General features: G+C 70.0%; 17 protein-coding genes and 2 riboswitches. Of the genes, 10 read left to right on the top strand and 7 right to left on the bottom strand.

All coding sequences use genetic code 11. From position 1 onward, the window contains the following. Positions 1-152: 152 nt before the first annotated feature. Positions 153-527, top strand: a complete 375-nt coding sequence (locus ACXYMW_RS11665) for a DUF2237 family protein (protein WP_459035496.1) — start codon at positions 153-155, stop codon at positions 525-527. Between the two features lie 50 nt (positions 528-577). Here ACXYMW_RS11665 and trpB read toward each other — a convergent pair whose 3' ends face one another. Both trpB and ACXYMW_RS11655 read right to left on the bottom strand, forming a co-directional pair. Further along, positions 578-1798 carry a tryptophan synthase subunit beta gene (trpB, locus tag ACXYMW_RS11660; protein WP_459035495.1) on the bottom strand — a complete coding sequence of 407 codons (1221 nt, stop codon included), beginning with the start codon at positions 1796-1798 and terminating at the stop codon, positions 578-580. A gap of 73 nt (positions 1799-1871) precedes the next feature. After that, positions 1872-2267, bottom strand: coding sequence for a metallopeptidase family protein (locus ACXYMW_RS11655; RefSeq protein WP_459035494.1), 396 nt, complete (start codon positions 2265-2267; stop codon positions 1872-1874). Positions 2268-2398: 131 nt separating this feature from the next. Here ACXYMW_RS11655 and ACXYMW_RS11650 point away from each other — a divergent pair, with 131 nt between their 5' ends. The 3 genes from ACXYMW_RS11650 to ACXYMW_RS11640 all read left to right on the top strand — a co-directional run bounded on the left by ACXYMW_RS11650 (position 2399) and on the right by ACXYMW_RS11640 (position 4206). Beyond that, on the top strand, positions 2399-2989 hold the full coding sequence (locus ACXYMW_RS11650; protein ID WP_459035493.1) for an NAD(P)H-dependent oxidoreductase: 591 nt from the start codon (positions 2399-2401) through the stop codon (positions 2987-2989). A gap of 199 nt (positions 2990-3188) precedes the next feature. Further along, complete coding sequence (locus tag ACXYMW_RS11645) at positions 3189-3740, top strand: 2OG-Fe(II) oxygenase (RefSeq protein ID WP_459035492.1); 552 nt, start codon at positions 3189-3191, stop codon at positions 3738-3740. Between the two features lie 37 nt (positions 3741-3777). Then, positions 3778-4206 (top strand): DUF1801 domain-containing protein, encoded by a 429-nt coding sequence (locus tag ACXYMW_RS11640; RefSeq protein ID WP_459035491.1) that lies wholly within the window; start codon positions 3778-3780, stop codon positions 4204-4206. 16 nt (positions 4207-4222) lie between these two features. Here the strand turns inward: ACXYMW_RS11640 and thpR are convergent, their stop codons facing one another. Next, positions 4223-4771, bottom strand: a complete 549-nt coding sequence (thpR, locus tag ACXYMW_RS11635) for an RNA 2',3'-cyclic phosphodiesterase (RefSeq protein ID WP_459035490.1) — start codon at positions 4769-4771, stop codon at positions 4223-4225. A gap of 129 nt (positions 4772-4900) precedes the next feature. On the opposite strand from thpR, the gene gltX reads away from it, so the two are divergent. Next, entirely contained in the window at positions 4901-6235 is a 1335-nt protein-coding gene (gene gltX / locus ACXYMW_RS11630; RefSeq protein ID WP_459035489.1) for a glutamate--tRNA ligase, read from the top strand. 60 nt (positions 6236-6295) lie between these two features. Here the strand turns inward: gltX and ACXYMW_RS11625 are convergent, their stop codons facing one another. Next, positions 6296-6865: a gamma-glutamylcyclotransferase family protein gene (locus ACXYMW_RS11625; RefSeq protein ID WP_459035488.1), complete on the bottom strand. Its 570-nt coding sequence runs from the start codon at positions 6863-6865 to the stop codon at positions 6296-6298. A 107-nt stretch (positions 6866-6972) separates the two neighbouring features. Here ACXYMW_RS11625 and ACXYMW_RS11620 point away from each other — a divergent pair, with 107 nt between their 5' ends. The 5 genes from ACXYMW_RS11620 (at position 6973) to ACXYMW_RS11600 (ending at position 13407) form a co-directional block, all read left to right on the top strand. Beyond that, positions 6973-7440, top strand: coding sequence for an RrF2 family transcriptional regulator (locus ACXYMW_RS11620; protein ID WP_459035487.1), 468 nt, complete (start codon positions 6973-6975; stop codon positions 7438-7440). A gap of 20 nt (positions 7441-7460) precedes the next feature. Next, positions 7461-7548, top strand: a riboswitch (glycine riboswitch). Continuing rightward, positions 7549-7628, top strand: a riboswitch (glycine riboswitch). Between the two features lie 82 nt (positions 7629-7710). Beyond that, positions 7711-8961 carry a glycine cleavage system aminomethyltransferase GcvT gene (gene gcvT / locus ACXYMW_RS11615; RefSeq protein ID WP_459035486.1) on the top strand — a complete coding sequence of 417 codons (1251 nt, stop codon included), beginning with the start codon at positions 7711-7713 and terminating at the stop codon, positions 8959-8961. 22 nt (positions 8962-8983) lie between these two features. Next, positions 8984-9346, top strand: a complete 363-nt coding sequence (gene gcvH, locus ACXYMW_RS11610; protein ID WP_459035485.1) for a glycine cleavage system protein GcvH — start codon at positions 8984-8986, stop codon at positions 9344-9346. Between the two features lie 209 nt (positions 9347-9555). Further along, positions 9556-12405 (top strand): aminomethyl-transferring glycine dehydrogenase, encoded by a 2850-nt coding sequence (gcvP, locus tag ACXYMW_RS11605; RefSeq protein ID WP_459035484.1) that lies wholly within the window; start codon positions 9556-9558, stop codon positions 12403-12405. Positions 12406-12612: 207 nt separating this feature from the next. Beyond that, entirely contained in the window at positions 12613-13407 is a 795-nt protein-coding gene (locus ACXYMW_RS11600; RefSeq protein ID WP_459035483.1) for a hypothetical protein, read from the top strand. A 20-nt stretch (positions 13408-13427) separates the two neighbouring features. Here the strand turns inward: ACXYMW_RS11600 and ACXYMW_RS11595 are convergent, their stop codons facing one another. The 3 genes from ACXYMW_RS11595 to ACXYMW_RS11585 all read right to left on the bottom strand — a co-directional run bounded on the left by ACXYMW_RS11595 (position 13428) and on the right by ACXYMW_RS11585 (position 17601). After that, on the bottom strand, positions 13428-14297 hold the full coding sequence (locus ACXYMW_RS11595; protein WP_459035482.1) for an inositol monophosphatase family protein: 870 nt from the start codon (positions 14295-14297) through the stop codon (positions 13428-13430). An 86-nt stretch (positions 14298-14383) separates the two neighbouring features. After that, the gene (locus tag ACXYMW_RS11590; RefSeq protein WP_459035481.1) at positions 14384-16909 is read right to left on the bottom strand and encodes an ABC transporter permease; all 2526 of its coding nucleotides are present in this window, start codon (positions 16907-16909) and stop codon (positions 14384-14386) included. After that, on the bottom strand, positions 16906-17601 hold the full coding sequence (locus ACXYMW_RS11585) for an ABC transporter ATP-binding protein (RefSeq protein WP_459035480.1): 696 nt from the start codon (positions 17599-17601) through the stop codon (positions 16906-16908). Before ACXYMW_RS11585 ends, ACXYMW_RS11590 begins: the two co-directional genes overlap by 4 nt. Between the last annotated feature and the right edge of the window lie 8 nt (positions 17602-17609).

Genomic DNA, 17609 nt, shown 5'->3' with positions numbered 1-17609 from the left:
CCCGGCCGCCGCCGCGCCGGCGGCGCCCGACGACCGCTCGCCGCTGCAGCGCCTGGCCGACCGCTTCCGGTCGTGACCCGCAGTTGAAGCCCGCGCCGGGCAGGATAGGTCAAGGCCCGGCCACCGAGAACCGAGAACCGAGGAGAGGGGCGATGCAGAAGGATGCCGAGATCAACGTCCTGGGCGGACCGCTCGAGCCCTGTTCGCGCGACCCGCTGACCGGGTTCTTCCGCGACGGGCATTGCAACACCTGCGCCGCCGATGCCGGATCGCACACGGTCTGCGCGGTGATGACCGAGGAATTCCTCGCCTTCTCGAAATATGTCGGCAACGACCTGTCGACGCCGCGGCCGGAATTCCGCTTTGCCGGCCTGAAGGACGGCGACCGCTGGTGTCTCTGCGCCGGGCGCTTCCTGCAGGCCCATGACGAGGGCTGCGCCCCGCGCGTGGCGCTCGAGGCGACGCATCGCCGGGCGCTGGAGATCGTGCCGCTGGAAGCCCTGCGGGAGAACGCGCTCGAGCCGTGAGCCGGCGCCGCCGGGGGGAGGGGCCGCCGGGGCGGGCCCCTCCGGCGAGCTCAGCCCATGTCGTGGCCGAGGGCGCGGGCGACGGTGAAGATGTCCTTGTCGCCGCGGCCGCACATGTTCATGCAGATGATGTGGTCGGCGGGCAATTCGGGCGCGATCTTGGTGACCTGGGCCAGGGCATGGCTCGGCTCGAGCGCCGGGATGATGCCCTCGGTCTCGCAGCAGAGCTGGAAGGCGGCGAGCGCCTCGTCGTCGGTGATCGCCACGTATTTGGCGCGGCCGGTCTCGTGCAGCCAGGCATGTTCCGGGCCGATCCCGGGATAATCGAGCCCGGCGGAGATCGAGAAACCCTCGAGGATCTGGCCGTCCGCGTCCTGCAGCAGGTAGGTCTTGTTGCCGTGCAACACGCCGGGGCGCCCGCCGGTCAGCGAGGCGCAATGCTCCATCTTCTCGGTGACGCCCTTGCCGCCGGCCTCGACGCCGAGGATCGCCACCTCGGGGTCGTCGAGGAACGGGTAGAACAGGCCCATGGCGTTCGACCCGCCGCCGATCGCGGCGACCAGGGTGTCGGGCAGCCTTCCCTCGGCGGCCATCATCTGCTCGCGCACCTCCTTGCCGATGATCGACTGGAAGTCGCGCACCATCGCCGGGTAGGGGTGCGGGCCGGCCACCGTGCCGATGCAGTAGAAGGTGTCGCGCACATTGGTCACCCAGTCGCGCAGCGCGTCGTTCATGGCGTCCTTCAGGGTGCCGCGCCCGGAGGTCACCGGCACCACCTCGGCGCCGAGCAGGCGCATGCGGAAGACGTTGGGCTGCTGGCGCTCGACATCGTGGGCGCCCATGTAGACCACGCATTTCAGCCCGAACTTGGCGCAGACCGTGGCGGTGGCGACGCCGTGCTGGCCGGCGCCGGTCTCGGCGATGATGCGGGTCTTGCCCATGCGGCGGGCCAGCAGGATCTGGCCCAGCACGTTGTTGATCTTGTGCGCGCCGGTATGGTTCAGCTCGTCGCGCTTCATGTAGATCTTGGCGCCGCCCAGGCGGTCGGTCAGGCGCTCGGCGAAATAGAGCGGCGAGGGCCGGCCGACGTAATGGGTCCAGAGATGGTTCATCTCGGCCCAGAAGCTGTCATCGGTCTTGGCGTGCTCGTAGCAGGCCTCGAGGTCGAGGATCAGCGGCATCAGCGTTTCCGAGACGAAGCGGCCGCCGAAGGCGCCGAAGCGGCCCTTCTCGTCGGGCCCGGTCATGAAGCTGTTGGCCAGATCGTTCATCGCGCGTCCTCCAGAGCCTGTCGCGGCGTCTCTCCTAGTCGATTCCGGCCTCGGAGGGCCAGTGCCAATCGCGTCATTCCCACCAGCGGTCGATGGTCGCGATGTCGTCGTCGGACCAGCCGAAATGATGCGCCAGCTCGTGCACCGTCACATGCGCCACCAGATCCGCGATCTCCACGTCGCCACGGTCGCGCCATTCGGCGAGGATGGGCTCGCGGAACAGCCAGATCGTGTCCGGCCAGGGGGCGGGATCGGCAAAGCTCTTCTGGGTCATCGGCACGCCGTCATAGAGCCCGGTCAGATCCAGCGGATCGTCGATCTCGAGCTCGGCCAGCATGTCGGCCTCCGGCCAGTCGACGACCCGCAGCACGATGCCGGCGGCGCCCGGCCGGAACGGCGCCGGCAGCGTCTCGAGGGTGCGGCGCGCCATCGCCTCGATGGCGTCGAGATCGGGGTCGCGGTGGGTCATCGGCGCTCTATGCCCGAGCCGCGGCGCGGGGGAAAGTCTCCGCAGCGGCGAACAGGCCCCGTGCGTCACGGCGCGGAACAGGCTCCGCGAGACCCGGGTTCCGGCGGGCAAGCACATCGCAGGAGAGGTTCATGGCCCAGCCCAAGATCGCCGTCATCTTCTACACCACCTATGGCACCAATCACGGCGTCGCCCTCGAGGCCGCCCGCGCCGCCGAGGCGGCGGGCGCCGAGGTCCGCCTGCGCCGCATCGCCGAGACCGCCCCGCGCGAGGTCGTCGAGGGCCAGGAGGCCTGGACGGCGCAGCTCGAGAAGATGGCCGACATCCCCGAGGTCAGCCATGACGACATGCTCTGGGCCGACGGCTATTTCTTCTCCTCGCCCACCCGGTACGGCACCGTGACGAGCCAGATGCGCGCCTTCATCGACACGCTGGGCCCGCTCTGGCAGGAGGGCAAGCTGGCCGACAAGGTGGTGACCGCGACGACCTCGGCGGCCAATGCCCATGGCGGTCAGGAGACCACCCTGACCAGCCTCTACACGACCTTCATGCATTGGGGCGCGGTGATCGTGCCGCCGGGCTATACCGACCCGGTGATCTTCGAGACCGGCGGCAATCCCTACGGCTTCTCGGTCAAGGCGGGAGAGCTCGACGACACCGGCCGCAAGGCCATCGCCCACCAGGCCCGCCGCCTCGTGGCCAAGACCGAACGCCTGGCCTGACCCGGCACGGCCGCTTCTTCTGAGCCGAAATATCCTCGGGGGGTGCGGGGGGCAGCCAGCCTCCCGCGCTTCGGCCCATCACGCCCGCGCCAGAGCGTCCGTTCGCGACGCCGTCATGTCGCGAACGGACGCGCGCCGCGTCCGGCGCCCGGGCAGGACCACGCGACCGACCCTCCTGCTGCAAAGGCCGCGCTCCTCCGTGTTCCGCCCCCATTCGATCCCCGACGCCTTCACCGCCGCCGAATGCGACCGCGTCATCGCCCTGACCGAGGCCGTGCCGGCCGAGGATGCGGGCCTCGCCCGCGGCGGCCGCGACCACAATCTGCGCCGCTCCGACCTCGTCTGGCTCGACGACCTGCCGGAGGCGGAATGGGTGATGGGCCGCCTCGTCGATCTGGTGCGCCGGGCCAACCGCGACGTCTTCGGCTTCGATCTCAGCGATTTCGCCGAGAGCCCGCAGGTGGCGCGCTACGGCGCCGAGCGCGAGGGCCATTTCGACTGGCACGCCGATATCGGCGAGGGCCGACTGGCGGCGCGGCGCAAGCTGACGCTGGTGGTGCAGCTGAGCGACGCGGAATCCTATTCCGGCGGCGTGCTCGAGATCATGCCGAGTGCCGCGGCGCTGCCGGCCGCGCGGACCCGCGGCAGCGCGACGCTGTTTCCGGCCTTCCTGCTGCACCGGGTCACCCCGGTGACCGCCGGCGCGCGGCATTCGCTCACCGTCTGGGCGCATGGCCCGGCCTTCCGCTGAGCGCCGCGGCGTGGCAGGCTGAGCCCCGGAGGGGCCGATGGCGGATCTGAAGACGCAGGCCACCGACCAGCCGGTGGCGGAGTACCTCGCCGCGGTGACGCCGGAGCGCCGCCGCGCCGAGGCGGTGGAGCTCGACGCGCTGTTCCGCGCCGCGACGGGCTTTGCGCCCAGGGTCTGGTCCGGCGGCATGCTGGGCTACGGGCGCTACGATTACCGCTACGCCTCGGGGCGGAGCGGGTCGTGGTTCGCCACCGGTTTCGCGCCGCGCAAGGCGGCGCTGACCCTCTACATCCTGCCGGGCTACGCCGATCACGGCGAGATCCTCGCGGCGCTGGGCCCGCACCGTGCCGGCAAGGGCTGCGTCTACATCACCGCGCTCGACCGCATCGACCGCGCCGTGCTGCCGCGGCTGATCCGGGCCGGGCTCGCCGATCTGGCCCGGCACTGGCCGGTCCTGCCGGAATGACGGCGCCGGGCCGCGGCTAGCCCGCCAGCGGGAACTCGGCCAGCTCCTCGTAGACCGCGCCGGCCTTGGTCAGGATCGATTCGTAGAGCACGAAGCGGCGCGCCTCGATCGGGCCCACCGCCATGTCGGCCTCGCGGCCGAGGAAGGCCTCGAGCCGGCTCTCCTCCTCCGGGCTGCGTCGCCCGCCGATCCGCGCGAAGGTCACGTGCGGGCGGAAACGCCGCCGCTCCAGCGCCAGCCCGGCCCCGGCCAGCCGCGAACGCACCCGGTCGTGCAGGTCGCGCAGCGGCGCGCCGCCCTCGGCGGCCAGCGCCACGGCATGGCCGCGCTGGGCATTGCCGAAGCTGGTGACCCCGGCGAGCCGGTAGCTGAAGCGCGGCGGCGCCAGATCCTCGAGCGCGGCCGCCGCCTCGGCCAGCTCCGCCGCGGGCACCTCGCCCAGGAAGGCCAGCGTCAGGTGCATGTTCTCCGCCGGCACGGTGCGGCCGACGCCCAGCCGCTCGCCCATGGCTTCCAGCACCTCGGCATCCGACAGCGGCAGGGGCAGGGCGAGAAAGGCGCGCATGACATCTCCGGGCAGGTCTGCGCCAGATGTCGCGCGCCCGGGCGGGGCCTGCAAGGGGCGGCGATATGGACAAAGCGCGTCCCGCATGGGAAAGGCGGGCGCGCCCGTTCCCCGAGGAGGCCTGCTGCCGTGACCGTCACCCGTTTCGCCCCGTCGCCCACCGGCCACATCCATGTCGGCAACCTGCGCACCGCGCTGTTCAACCACCTGATCGCGAAGAAGGCGGGCGGCACCTTCATCCTGCGCATCGACGACACCGATCCCGAGCGCTCGAAGGAGGAATATGTCGACGGCATCAAGCGCGACCTCGACTGGCTGGGGCTCGGCTGGGATCGCATCGAGCGGCAGTCCGAGCGGCTCGACCGCTACGCCGAGGCGGCCGACCGCCTGCGCGAGATGGGGCGCTTCTACGAGGCCTTCGAGACTCCGACCGAGCTCGACCTGAAGCGCAAGAAGCAGCTCAACATGGGCAAGCCCCCGGTCTACGACCGCGCCGCGCTGGCGCTGTCGGAGGAGGACCGCGCGCGGCTCCGCACCGAGCGCGGCGACGGCCATTGGCGCTTCAAGCTCGACCAGAGCCGCATCGAGTGGCAGGACGGCATCCTCGGCCCGCTCTCGATCGACGCCGCCAGCGTGTCGGACCCGGTGCTGATCCGCGGCGACGGGCAGGTGCTCTACACGCTGGCCTCGGTGGTCGACGACGTGGAGATGGGCGTGACCCACGTGGTGCGCGGCTCCGACCACGTCACCAACACCGCGACGCAGATCCAGATCATGGCGGCGCTGGGCCACGACCACCCGGCCTTCGCGCATCATTCGCTGCTCACCGGGCCGCAGGGCGAGGGCCTGTCGAAGCGGCTGGGCTCGCTGGCGCTGAAGGATCTGCGCGAGGCCGGCATCGAGCCCGAGGCGCTGTTGTCGCTGATGGCGCGGCTGGGCTCCAGCCAGCCGGTGGAGCTGCGCGCCTCGCTCGACGAGATCGCCGAGGGCTTCGAGCTGTCGCAGTTCGGCTCGGCGCCGACCAAATTCGACGTCAACGACCTCTACCCGCTGACCGCGCGCAAGCTGCACGGGCTCGACTACGCGGCGGTGGCCGAGGACATCCGCGCCCTCGGCGTGCCCGAGGACAAGGCGCCGCTGTTCTGGAAGGTCACGCGCGAGAACATCACCACCCGCAAGGACCTGGCGGGCTGGTGGCGCATGTTCTCGGACGGCGCCGAGCCGGTGATCGCCGAGGAGGATCGCGGCTTCGTCGCCGAGGCGATGGCGCTGCTGCCGCCGCCGCCCTACGGCCCCGAGGCCTGGGCGGACTTCACCGCCGCGGTGAAGGAGCGCACCGGGCGCAAGGGCAAGGGCCTCTTCATGCCGCTGCGCCGGGCGCTGACCGGCATGGAGCGCGGTCCCGAGATGGCCGACATGCTGCCGCTGATGCAGAAGGTGCCGGCCCGCGACCTGGCGGGCTGAGCTGGACGGCCGGGCCGGCGGCTGGCCCGGTCCGGTCCGGCCCGGGCCAGAGCGGCCGGGTCAGACGGTGTCGAAGACCTCGACGCGGTGGCGTGCCATGGCGTCGTCGACCCAGGCCCGCTCGGCATCGGTCAGGGTCTGGGCGCGCGGGTAGAGCGGCGCCCGCCGGTCGTCGAGGACCGGCGCCTCCCAGCCCTCGGTGGTGGCGAAGAAGCGCTCCGCCCCCTCGGCGCCGAACACGTCGAGATAGCCCTGCAGCACCACGTCGAGATAGCTCAGCAGCACCGGCGCCGCGCGGTGCGGCGCCACCGAACGGGTCTCCGGGACCGAGTAGATGGCGATGCGCAGCGCGCCCTCCGCGGCATGGCTGACGACCGCGCTGGCATCCAGCCGATCATAGAATTCCTCCCGCTGGTCGAGCGCCGCCCAATCGGCATCCGGCACCGCCGCGATCAGTCCCTCGATCTCCGCCTCGGGGTCGGGCACCGCGGTCAGGAAGGCCAGCGGCCGGTCCGGCACCGCGCGCCAGGCGCGCTTCCAGCCGCGGGCCCGCGCCGGGTGCGCGGGGGCGTGCTTGTGGGTCCGGCAGTTCACCAGCGATCCGTATCCGAAGAAAAAAGAATTGGTCACGCAGTGTCGTCCTGATAGTTATGCGATATGTCCATTCTGGTGATGAACGTTTTTTCCGCCCCCGTATACCGTTTCCTGTGTCCGTGTAACGAGTTGAGACGTCCTAGATGAGAATTACCAAACGTGCGAACATCGCCGTCCGTGTGCTGATGTACTGCGCCGCCCGACCCGGCAGCCGCATCACCAAGACAGACATTGCCGAGGCCTGCAACGCCTCCGAGCATCATCTGGGGCAGATCGTCAACCAGCTCGCGCAGCTCGGCTACCTGGAGACCTGGCGCGGCCGCTACGGCGGCATCGCGCTCGGACGGCCGGCCGAGGAGATCAGCATCGGCCGGCTGTTCCGCGACTTCGAATCGGACATGCCGATCGCCGAATGCTTCGCCGCGGACGCCAATACCTGCCCGCTGATCGGCGCCTGCCGGCTGCGCCCGGCGCTGGCCCAGGCCGGGGAGGCGTTCTTCCAGGTGCTCGATTCGCTGTCGCTCGACACGCTCACCGACGGCAACGAGGCGCTTCTGGCGCTGTTCTCCGAGACCGCCGGCCTGCGCACCGAACGGGTTGCCTCCCCATAGGGCTTGGATTAGCGTCGGCATCGGTCGCGGCGGGAGAACCGGCCGTCGGCCGGTGCCGAAGGAGCAACCGCCCCGGAAACTCTCAGGCCACCGGACCGCCGCGGGAAGACGACTCTGGAGAGAGGCGCGGGCAAGGCCGCGTCCGCCGACGGGATAGCGATCTCAGGCACAAGGACAGAGGGGGCGTTCCGGGCACGGGGAGACCGTGTCGCGAATGCCCGTCAGGCGGCCCCCCGGGGCCGGCCCCGGGCAAGATGGACGGGGGACGACATGGGCGGTTCCGACGAGAAGGATCTGAAGCGCTTCGAGGTGCGCGAGGATGTCTGCGGCTGCGGTGCGCCGCTCGGCGACGGCCACAGCCATCACCACCCCGAGGCCGCGGCCGAGGATGCGGCCGGCGCCGACGGGCTGCGGCGCACGCCGCTCCACGCGCTGCATCTCGACCTCGGCGCCAGGATGGTGCCCTTCGCGGGCTACGAGATGCCGGTGCAATACGCCGCCGGGGTCAAGAAGGAGCATGACTGGACGCGCGCGCGGGCCGGTCTCTTCGATGTCAGCCATATGGGGCAGGTGGTTCTGCGCGGTCGCCGCCGCGACCCGGCCGAGGCGCTGGAGGCGCTGGTGCCGGTCGACGTGCAGGGCCTGAAGCAGGGCCGCCAGCGCTACGCCGTCTTCACCAACGACGCCGGCGGCATCGAGGACGACCTGATGATCGCCAATCGCGGCGACCACCTGTTCCTGGTGGTCAATGCCGCGCGCAAGGCCGAGGATCTGGCGCTGCTGCGCGCCGGGCTCGAGCCCGACGTGGTGGTCAAGGAGATCGAGGGCCGGGCGCTCCTGGCGCTGCAGGGCCCCGAGGCCGAGGCGGTGCTGGCCGAGCTTGCCCCGGCGGTCCGCGACATGCGCTTCATGGATGTCGCCACGCTGGAGATCGACCGCGCCGAGGCCTGGGTCTCGCGCTCGGGCTATACCGGCGAGGACGGCTTCGAGATTTCCGTTCCCGAGGCCGCCGCCGAGGCGCTGGCGCGGCGCCTGCTGGCGCATGAGGCGGTGGCACCGATCGGACTCGGGGCCCGCGATTCGCTGCGCCTCGAGGCCGGGCTCTGCCTCTACGGCCATGACATCGACGCCACCACCTCGCCGGTCGAGGCGGGGCTGGCCTGGGCGATCCAGAAGGTGCGCCGCGCCGACGGCGCGCGGGCCGGCGGCTTCCCGGGCGCTGACCGGGTGCTGCGGGAACTGGCCGAGGCGCCGGGGCGTATGCGTGTCGGTCTGCAGCCGGAGGGCCGGGCACCGATGCGTGAAGGCGTCGATCTCTACGCCGCCGAGGACGGCAAGACGCCGGTCGGGCGGATCACCTCGGGCGGCTTCGGCCCGAGCGCCGGCGGCCCGGTGGCGATGGGCTACGTGCCGGCCTCGATGACGGCGCCGGGCACCCGCCTCTGGGGCGAATTGCGGGGCAAGCGGCTGCCGGTCTCGGTGGCGCGGCTGCCCTTCGTTCCGGCCCGCTTCAAACGCTGATCCAATTCCTGGAGAAACCTGCATGAAATATACCGAAGAACACGAATGGCTGAAGCCCGAGGGCGACAACATCGTGACCGTGGGCATCACCGCCCATGCCGCCGAACAGCTCGGCGACGTGGTCTTTGTCGAGCTGCCCGATGTCGGCAAGACCGTGTCGAAGGACGACGAGGTCGTGGTCATCGAGTCGGTCAAGGCCGCCTCGGACATCCTGGCGCCGGTCGATGGCGAGATCGTCGAGGTCAACGCGGCCATCGTCGACGAGCCGTCGAAGGTCAACGACGACCCCGAGGGCGAGGCGTGGTTCTTCAAGATCCAGGTCGAGGACATGTCGGCGCTCGACGAGCTGATGGACGAGGCCGCCTACAAGGAATTCATCGGCTGAGATGACGGGCCGCGCCGCGGCCCTGGGACAGGCGGGGACCGGTCACCGGTCCCGCGACATGCCGGGGCGCCTCGGGGGGAGGCCCGCCTTGGCCATCGGATGGGCGGTGCGCGGCCGCGGCGCGGACCGGCCCTTCCTGCGCGCTCTGCGCGCGAACCCAATCGGCCGGCGCCGCAAGCGGGCCCGGCAGGCATCACGGAGGTGCAGACATGCAGTTCGAGCCGTCGCAATACCGGCCCTACGACTTCGCCAACCGCCGCCATATCGGCCCCTCGCCGTCGGAGATGGCGGAGATGTTCGACACCCTGGGGGTCGACGGGATCGACGATCTCATCGCCCAGACGGTGCCGCAAGACATCCTTCAGTCGGAGCCGCTGAACTGTGGCACGGCGATGTCGGAGCGTCAGCTGCTGTGGTGGATGCGCCAGATCGCCAAGAAGAACACCGTGCTGACCTCGATGCTGGGGCAGGGCTATCACGGCACCATCACGCCGCCGGCGATCCAGCGCAACATCCTCGAGAACCCGGCCTGGTACACCGCCTACACGCCCTACCAGCCGGAGATCTCCCAGGGCCGGCTGGAGGCGCTGCTGAACTACCAGACGATGATCTCCGACCTCACCGGGCTCGAGATCGCCAATGCCTCGCTGCTCGACGAGGCCACCGCCTGCGCCGAGGCGATGACCATGGCGCAGCGGGTGGCGAAATCGAAGGCCGGGGCCTTCTTCGTCGACGAGAACTGCCATCCGCAGAACATCAACGTGGTGAAGACTCGGGCCAAGCCGCTCGGCATCGAGGTCATCGTCGGCGATCCCGACGCGCTCGAGGCCGACAAGGTGTTCGGCGCGCTGTTCCAGTATCCCGGCACGCTGGGCCATGTCCGCGACTTCACCGCGCAGATGGAGGCGCTGCACGAGGCCGGCGCGATCGGCGTGGTCTCGGCCGACCCGATGGCGCTCTGCGTGCTGAAGGAGCCGGGCGCGATGGGCGCCGACATTGCCGTCGGCACCACCCAGCGCTTCGGCGTGCCGATGGGCTATGGCGGCCCGCACGCCGCCTACATCGCCTGCCGCGACGCCTTCAAGCGCTCGCTGCCGGGCCGCATCGTCGGGGTCTCCAGGGATGCCCGCGGCAACCGCGCCTACCGGCTCGCCCTGCAGACCCGCGAACAGCATATCCGCCGCGAGAAGGCGACCTCGAACGTCTGCACCGCGCAGGCGCTGCTCGCCGTGATGGCGGGCTTCTACGCCGTGTTCCACGGCCCCCAGGGGCTGCGCGCCATCGCCGAGCGCATCCACCGCAAGACCGCGCGGCTGGCGCGCGGGCTCGAGGAGGCGGGCTTCCAGGTCGAGCCGGGCGCCTTCTTCGACACCATCACCGTCGATGTCGGGCTGTTCCAGAAGGGCGTCATCGCCGCCGGCGTGCGCGAGGGCGTCAACCTGCGCGCGGTGGGCGACACGAAGGTCGGCCTGACGGTGGACGAGACCACCCGCCCGGCCAAGATCGAGGCCGCCTGGCGCGCCTTCGGCGTCGAGCGCCGCGACGAGCCCGAGGCGCAGCTCTACCGCCTGCCCGAGGCGCTGCTGCGCGAAAGCGACTACCTCACCCACGAGGTCTTCCACATGAACCGGGCGGAGACCGAGATGGTGCGCTACATGCGCCGCCTCGCCGACCGCGACCTGGCGCTCGACCGGGCAATGATCCCGCTCGGCTCCTGCACCATGAAGCTCAACTCGGCGGCGGAGATGATGCCGCTGTCGTGGCACGAGTTCGCCAACCTGCACCCCTATTGCCCCGAGGACCAGGCGGCGGGCTACAAGGAGCTGATCGAGGGGCTGAATGCCAAGCTCTGCGACATCACCGGCTACGACGCCATCTCGATGCAGCCCAATTCCGGCGCCCAGGGCGAATATGCCGGCCTGCTGACCATCGCCGCCTACCACCAGGCCAACGGCCAGGGCCACCGCAATGTCTGCCTGATCCCGGTCAACGCCCATGGCACCAACCCGGCCTCGGCGCAGATGGTCGGCTGGAAGGTGGTGCCGGTGAAATGCGACGCCAAGGGCTCCATCGACCTCGACGACTTCCACGCCAAGGTCGAGAAGCACTCGGCCGACCTCGCCGCCATCATGATCACCTATCCCTCTACCCACGGCGTCTTCGAGGGCACGGTGAAGGAGGTCTGCAAGACCATCCACGACCATGGCGGGCAGGTCTATATCGACGGCGCCAACCTCAACGCCATGGTCGGCATCTCGCGGCCGGGCGATCTGGGCGGCGATGTCAGCCACCTGAACCTGCACAAGACCTTCTGCATCCCGCATGGCGGCGGCGGCCCCGGCATGGGCCCGATCGGCGTCAAGGCGCATCTGGCCGAGCATCTGCCGTCGCACCCGCTCTCCGCCGAGGGGCCGGGCCCGGTCTCGGCGGCGCCCTACGGCTCGCCGTCGCTCCTGCCGATCTCCTGGGCCTATTGCCAGATGATGGGCGGGGCCGGGCTCACCCAGGCGACACGGGTGGCGATCCTCAACGCCAATTACATCGCGGCGCGGCTCGACGGCGCCTTTGACGTGCTCTACCGCGGCGAGAAGGGGCGCGTGGCGCATGAATGCATCCTCGACGTCCGCCCGTTCGAGAAATCGGCCGGCGTCACCGTCGACGACATCGCCAAGCGGCTGGTCGATTGCGGCTTCCACGCGCCCACCATGTCCTGGCCGGTGGCCGGCACGCTGATGGTCGAGCCCACCGAATCCGAAACCAAGGCCGAACTCGACCGCTTCTGCGACGCCATGCTCGGCATCCGCGAGGAGATCCGCGCCATCGAGGAGGGCCGCGCCGATGCCGAGAACAACCCCCTGAAGCGCGCCCCCCACACCGTCGAGGACCTCGTCGGCGACTGGCAGCGGCCCTACAGCCGCGAACAGGGCTGCTTCCCGGCCGGCGCCTTCCGCGTCGACAAGTACTGGCCGCCGGTCAACCGGGTGGACAACGCCTACGGCGATCGCAACCTGGTCTGCACCTGTCCTCCCATGGAGGAATATGCGGAGGCGGCGGAGTAAGGGATTGGGCCACGCCCTCGGGAGGGGGCGCGGTCATCCAAAAATTGGCTGTACAAGATAATTAATGGCCGTGCGGCTTTAAATTGTAGCGTTTAACCTAGTGATTTTTTCGGTTTTCGGCGCTGTCAACTTAAGGTACCCATCTGACGGATAGCGTAAATGACTCACCTTTTATTCTTCGCTTAATTCGTGGCGAACAGTAAGCATATGGATGATATGCCGAATAAGAATGCAGTCGCGGCAGGTGTGAAAAAGAGTTTTGAGTGGTTGGATCGCTTAGCAATACTTGCAATTGTATTTATGGCCGCTGTGTGTATCTCGAAATTTTTGGGTGCGACGGGTGCATCGCTCGCTGGAGTTCAGTTTCCGCCCGGCAGCGAGATTTACGGGTTGCTTTTCCTGTCCGGGGCGCATTTTTTCGTCTCTCGGCACGTAATCTTATCGTGCGGAGACGCTTGGACCAATTTAAGTTTGGAGGATCGTGGAAAGTTATTCGAAGAATTGGTTAGGACAGGCGGTTTTTTGACTAAGGGCGCAGAAAAGTATAGAGGATCCATATCTGTTTCTAGCACTCAGATTAGTCTCAATACCGAGATATCTGAGCCGCCGACCTGGGTTCATATCTTATTGGTAGTTCTGACTTTTCTTAGCGTGGTGGAGTTTAGCTGGAGCGCCGTTTCGGTGTTCAAGCTAAGCGTTGTGATAGCCGTCGTCTACGGAAATTGGAAGCTAGGAGAGAATTGGATAATATGTTTGGGTGATCTCGGCTCTCGGGAGGGTGGCAGTTCCTATTTCATTGATGGCACCGCGCGACCGCGTAACATAAGCTACGCCAGTGGATTCACAATCAATGGAAATATTAGTTTCCCCTCTTACTTTCTGAGCGTTTTCATCGGGGCGGCATTTATAATGTTGGGGGCCTTCCTAGTTCTAGGATTTTTCTATTTAGCCATTAGCTTATCAATACACCTTTCTAAGGTGGCGCTCGCTCTTTTGCTTTAGGGCGCTAGCAATACTCACATTTATGCTGGGTTTTCCGATAGCGGCCCCCACCGCTCCCTTAAAACCTCCCAGGTCGCCCGGTCCCCCGCCGCCAGCAGCACCCCGTCCGTGGTCCCGGCGCTGTAGTCGCGGCCGTCGAGGAACGCGACGTGTCCGCCGGCCCGCTGGGCCACCAGCACCGCGGCGGCGTGGTCCCAGGGCGTGACCTTGGTGGCGAGGACGAAATCCACCGCTCCCATGGCGAAGGCGCGGAATTCGTGGCAGGCGCAGCGCAGCGAGGCGGTGCGGGCGAAACCGGGCAGGGTGGCGGCCAGCGCCTCCTGGCCCGCCCGGGGCAGGAAATGCAGGTTCAGATAGCCGTTCAGCGTCTCCGGCGCCCCGGGTCGCGAAGCCGCCAGCCGGCGCGGCGGGCGGCCGCGGCGCAGCAGTTCCGCCGGGCCCGCGGCATCGGCCCAGATCACGTCGTCCATCACCGGGTCGTAGAGCAGGCCGAAGACCGGCCGGCCGAACCGCGTCGCCGCCACCATCACCCCGAAGGCCGGCACGCCGCTGGCGAAGTTCCAGGTGCCGTCGACGGGGTCGATGGTGAAGCCAAGCTCGGCGTCGTCGATCCGGCCGATGATCTCCGGGTCGGCGGCGGCCGCCTCCTCGCCCAGCACCAGCGCGTGCGGGAAGAGCCGCAGCAGCCCGCGGCCGATCATCGCCTCGGCGGCGCGGTCGGCCTCGGTGACGACGTCGAGCGGGCCGGACTTGGTGTCGATCTCGGCCGGGGCCAGATCGCGGAAGCGCGGCAGGATCTCGGCCCGGGCGGCGCGCCGCACGAGGTTGAGGATCTGCATCTTCTGGGCCGGGGAGATCGCGGTGACGCTCATCGGCAGGCTGTCGGCCATGCGGGCATTCCTTTGCGGCTGTCGCGGCGGGCGGTCGGGTCCGGGGTTAGGCGCGGGCGCGGCGGGGTGCAAGCCGCATCGCCGGCTCATTCCCGGGCCCGCAGCACCTGCGCGGGGCGCGCCGCCAGCGGCCGCCAGGCGAAGGCCAGCCCGGCCGCCAGGGTGGCCAGGATGCCGCCCGCGACGATGCCCAGCACCGAGGGCCAGATCACCGCGTAGGAGGTCTCCATCAGGAAGGTCGCCACCGCCCAGCCGCCGAGGATGCCGGCGACGATCGCCACCACGCCGGCGCCGAGGCCGAGCAGCGCCGAGCGCAGCGCGAAGCTGGTCAGGATGCGCCGCCGCCCGGCGCCCAGCGTCTTCAAGAGCGCCGCCTCGTAGGTCCGCGCCTGCTCGCCCGCCGCCGCCGCGCCGATCAGCACCAAGAAGCCGGTGACCAGCGTCGCCGCCGCGCCCCAGCGCACCGCCGCGGCGACGCCCTCGAGGAGCTGCGACACCCGACCGATGGCGTCGCGCACGCTGATCGCGGTGACGTTCGGGAAGGCGTCGGAGATCTCGCGCAGGATGCGGGCCTCCTCGGCCGGTTCGGCATAGACGGTGGAGATGAAGGTGTGCGGCGCGGCCGAGATCGCCGCCTCGTTCATCACCATGACGAAGCCCATCCCGGCGGAGGAGAAATCGACCTCGCGGAACGAGGTGATGGTGGCGTCGATGTCGCGGCCGAGGATGTTGACGGTGATCTCGTCGCCGAGCTTCAGCCCAAGTTCGGCCGCCTCCTCGGCGGCGAAGCTGACCTCGGCCGGCCCGGCATGGTCCTCGGGCCACCATTCGCCGGCGGTGATCCGGGTGTCCGCCGGCCGGGCGGCGGCGTAGGTGACGCCGCGGTCGCCGCGCACCACCCAGTGATCGCCCGCGACCTCGGTGGCCGGACGGCCGTTGATGCGGCTGATCACGCCGCGCATCATCGGCGCCGCCTCGATGCGCGAGACCGCCGCGTCGCGCTCCAGCAGGGCGCGGAACTCCGGCATCTGGTCCTTCTGGATGTCGACGAAGAAGTAGGAGGGCGCGACCTCGGGCAGGTCGCGCTGGATGGCGCTGCGCAGGTTGCCGTCGATCTGGCCGATGGCGGCCAGCACGGCGAGGCCGAGCCCCAGCGACAGCACCACCGAGCCGGCCTCCTCACGCGGGCCGCCGATGGCGCCGAGCGCCCAGCGCCAGACCGGGCGGCCGCGGGCCAGGGGTGCCGCGCGGCGGGCCAGGAGGCGCAGCCCGACGGAGGCGGCGACGAGGATCAGCAGCGAGCCGAGGATGCCGCCCGCGGTCCAGAGCGTCAGCTGCGGATCGCCCGAGAACAGCATGGCGAGTCCCACCAGCAGCGCCAGCAGCAGCAGGGTGGCGGCGACGAAGCGCGGGGCCGGCAGCGCCCGGGCCGAGGCCAGCGCGTCGCGGAACAGCGTGGCGGCGCGCACCTCCTCGGTGCGGGCGAGCGGCCAGAGGGTGAAGAGCAGCGCGGTCAGCAGGCCGTAGAGCGCGGCCTCGGCCAAGGGGCCGGGATGCAGGCCGAACAGCGCCGGCACCGGCAGCGCCGCGGTGATCATCGGCGCGAAGGCCAGCGGCACCAGCGCGCCCAACAGCAGGCCGAGCACAATGCCGAGCAGCGCCAGCGCGCCGACCTGCAGGAAATAGGTCAGAAAGATCGTCGATCGGGTGGCGCCCAGGGTACGCAAAGTGGCGATCACGCTGGTCTTGCGCGCCAGGTAGGCCCGCACCGCGGCGGAGACGCCGACGCCGCCCACGGCGAGACCGGAGAGGCCGACGAGAACGAGGAAGGAGCCGAGCTGGCTGACGAAGCGCTCGGTCCCCGGGGCGCCGTTGCGGGCGTCGCGCCAGCGGATGCCGCTCTCCCGGTAGCGGCGCTCCGCTTCCGCCTTGACCGCGTCGAGATCGGTGCCGGCGGGCAGCAGCATGCGGTATTCGGTCTCGAAGAGGGTGCCGGCGGCGAGCAGCCCGGTGCCGTCGAGATCCGCGGTCCGCACCATGGTCCGGGGGCCGAGGTCGAAGCCCCCGGCGGCGTCGTCGGGTTCGCGCAGGATGGTGGCGGAGAGGCGGAACGCCTTGTCGCCGAGGCGGAAGGCGTCGCCGGGCGCGAGCCCGAGCCGGTCGGCAAGGAGCGGCGCCATCACCGCGCCGGGCAGCCCGTCGCTCCCCGCGAGGGCCTGCTCCAGCGGCATCGCCGGGTCGAGCGCCATCTCGCCCAGAAGCGGATAGGCGGAATCGACCGACTTCACCTCGGTCAGGGCCCGGCCGCCCTCCGCGCCCGGCACCACGGCCATGGAGCGGAAATCGGTGACCTCCGAGACCTCGGTGGCGATGCCGTCCAGCCAGGCGCGCTCCTCCTCGGTGGCGAAGCGGTAGGTGAACTGCGCCTCGGCATGGCCGCCGAGCAGCACCGCGCCCTGGTCCTGCAGCCCGGCCTGGATCGCCGAGCGCACCGATCCCACCCCGGCGATGGCGGCGACGCCGAGCGCGAGGCAGGCCAGGAAGATGTAGAAGCCCTTGAGCCCGCCGCGCAGTTCGCGACGGGCGAAGGTGGCGGCGACGCGCAGGCTCATTCCGCGGCCGCCCGGATGCCGTCGGCGGCGACGCGGCCATCGGCCAGTTCCACAACGCGGTCGCAGCGTTCGGCCAGCGGCGGGGCATGGGTGACGAGGACCAGGGTGGCGCCGTGGCGGTCGCGCAGGCCGAACAGCAGCTCCACGATGGCCTCGCCGGTCCGCCCGTCGAGATTGCCGGTGGGTTCGTCGGCCAGCAGGATCGCCGGCCGCGGCGCGGCGGCGCGGGCCAGCGCCACGCGCTGCTGCTCGCCGCCCGAAAGCTGCGCCGGGTAATGGTCGGCGCGCTGCGAGAGACCCACCGTGTCGAGCTCGGCGCGGGCTTTCTCGAAGGCGTCGGGATCGCCGGCGAGTTCGAGGGGCGTCGCGACGTTCTCCAGCGCGGTCATGGTCGGAATCAGGTGGAAGGACTGGAACACCACGCCCATGTGATCGCGGCGGAAGCGCGCCAGCGCGTCCTCGTCCATCGCCGTCAGGTCGCGGCCCAGCGCGGTCACGGTGCCGCCGCTGGCGCGTTCCAGCCCGCCCATGATCATCAGCAGCGACGATTTGCCCGACCCCGACGGCCCGACAAGGCCCAGCGTCTCGCCACGGCCGACTTCGAGCGAGATGCCGTGCAGGATCTCCACCGGGCCGGCATTGCCTCGCAGGCTGAGGGTGACATCTTCGAGGCTGAGAACGGAATCGGGCATCGGAAAGG

This window comes from Roseivivax sp. CAU 1761, from assembly GCF_054482755.1.
The sequence above is the reverse complement of the archived record's forward strand: the minus strand, read 5'-3'. Positions and strand labels throughout refer to the sequence as shown.

Bases quoted from the DNA above. Each gene is read 5' to 3' on its own strand.
- ACXYMW_RS11640 (WP_459035491.1), top strand. From the start codon at position 3,778: ATGGCGGATCTGAAGACGCAGGCCACCGACCAGCCGGTGGCGGAGTAC.
- ACXYMW_RS11655 (WP_459035494.1), bottom strand. From the start codon at position 2,267: ATGACCCACCGCGACCCCGATCTCGACGCCATCGAGGCGATGGCGCGC.
- ACXYMW_RS11595 (WP_459035482.1), bottom strand. From the start codon at position 14,297: ATGGCCGACAGCCTGCCGATGAGCGTCACCGCGATCTCCCCGGCCCAG.
- gcvP (WP_459035484.1), top strand. From the start codon at position 9,556: ATGCAGTTCGAGCCGTCGCAATACCGGCCCTACGACTTCGCCAACCGC.
- thpR (WP_459035490.1), bottom strand. From the start codon at position 4,771: ATGCGCGCCTTTCTCGCCCTGCCCCTGCCGCTGTCGGATGCCGAGGTG.
- ACXYMW_RS11620 (WP_459035487.1), top strand. From the start codon at position 6,973: ATGAGAATTACCAAACGTGCGAACATCGCCGTCCGTGTGCTGATGTAC.
- ACXYMW_RS11600 (WP_459035483.1), top strand. From the start codon at position 12,613: ATGGATGATATGCCGAATAAGAATGCAGTCGCGGCAGGTGTGAAAAAG.
- ACXYMW_RS11650 (WP_459035493.1), top strand. From the start codon at position 2,399: ATGGCCCAGCCCAAGATCGCCGTCATCTTCTACACCACCTATGGCACC.
- ACXYMW_RS11590 (WP_459035481.1), bottom strand. From the start codon at position 16,909: ATGAGCCTGCGCGTCGCCGCCACCTTCGCCCGTCGCGAACTGCGCGGC.
- ACXYMW_RS11585 (WP_459035480.1), bottom strand. From the start codon at position 17,601: ATGCCCGATTCCGTTCTCAGCCTCGAAGATGTCACCCTCAGCCTGCGA.
- trpB (WP_459035495.1), bottom strand. From the start codon at position 1,798: ATGAACGATCTGGCCAACAGCTTCATGACCGGGCCCGACGAGAAGGGC.
- ACXYMW_RS11665 (WP_459035496.1), top strand. From the start codon at position 153: ATGCAGAAGGATGCCGAGATCAACGTCCTGGGCGGACCGCTCGAGCCC.
- gcvH (WP_459035485.1), top strand. From the start codon at position 8,984: ATGAAATATACCGAAGAACACGAATGGCTGAAGCCCGAGGGCGACAAC.
- gcvT (WP_459035486.1), top strand. From the start codon at position 7,711: ATGGGCGGTTCCGACGAGAAGGATCTGAAGCGCTTCGAGGTGCGCGAG.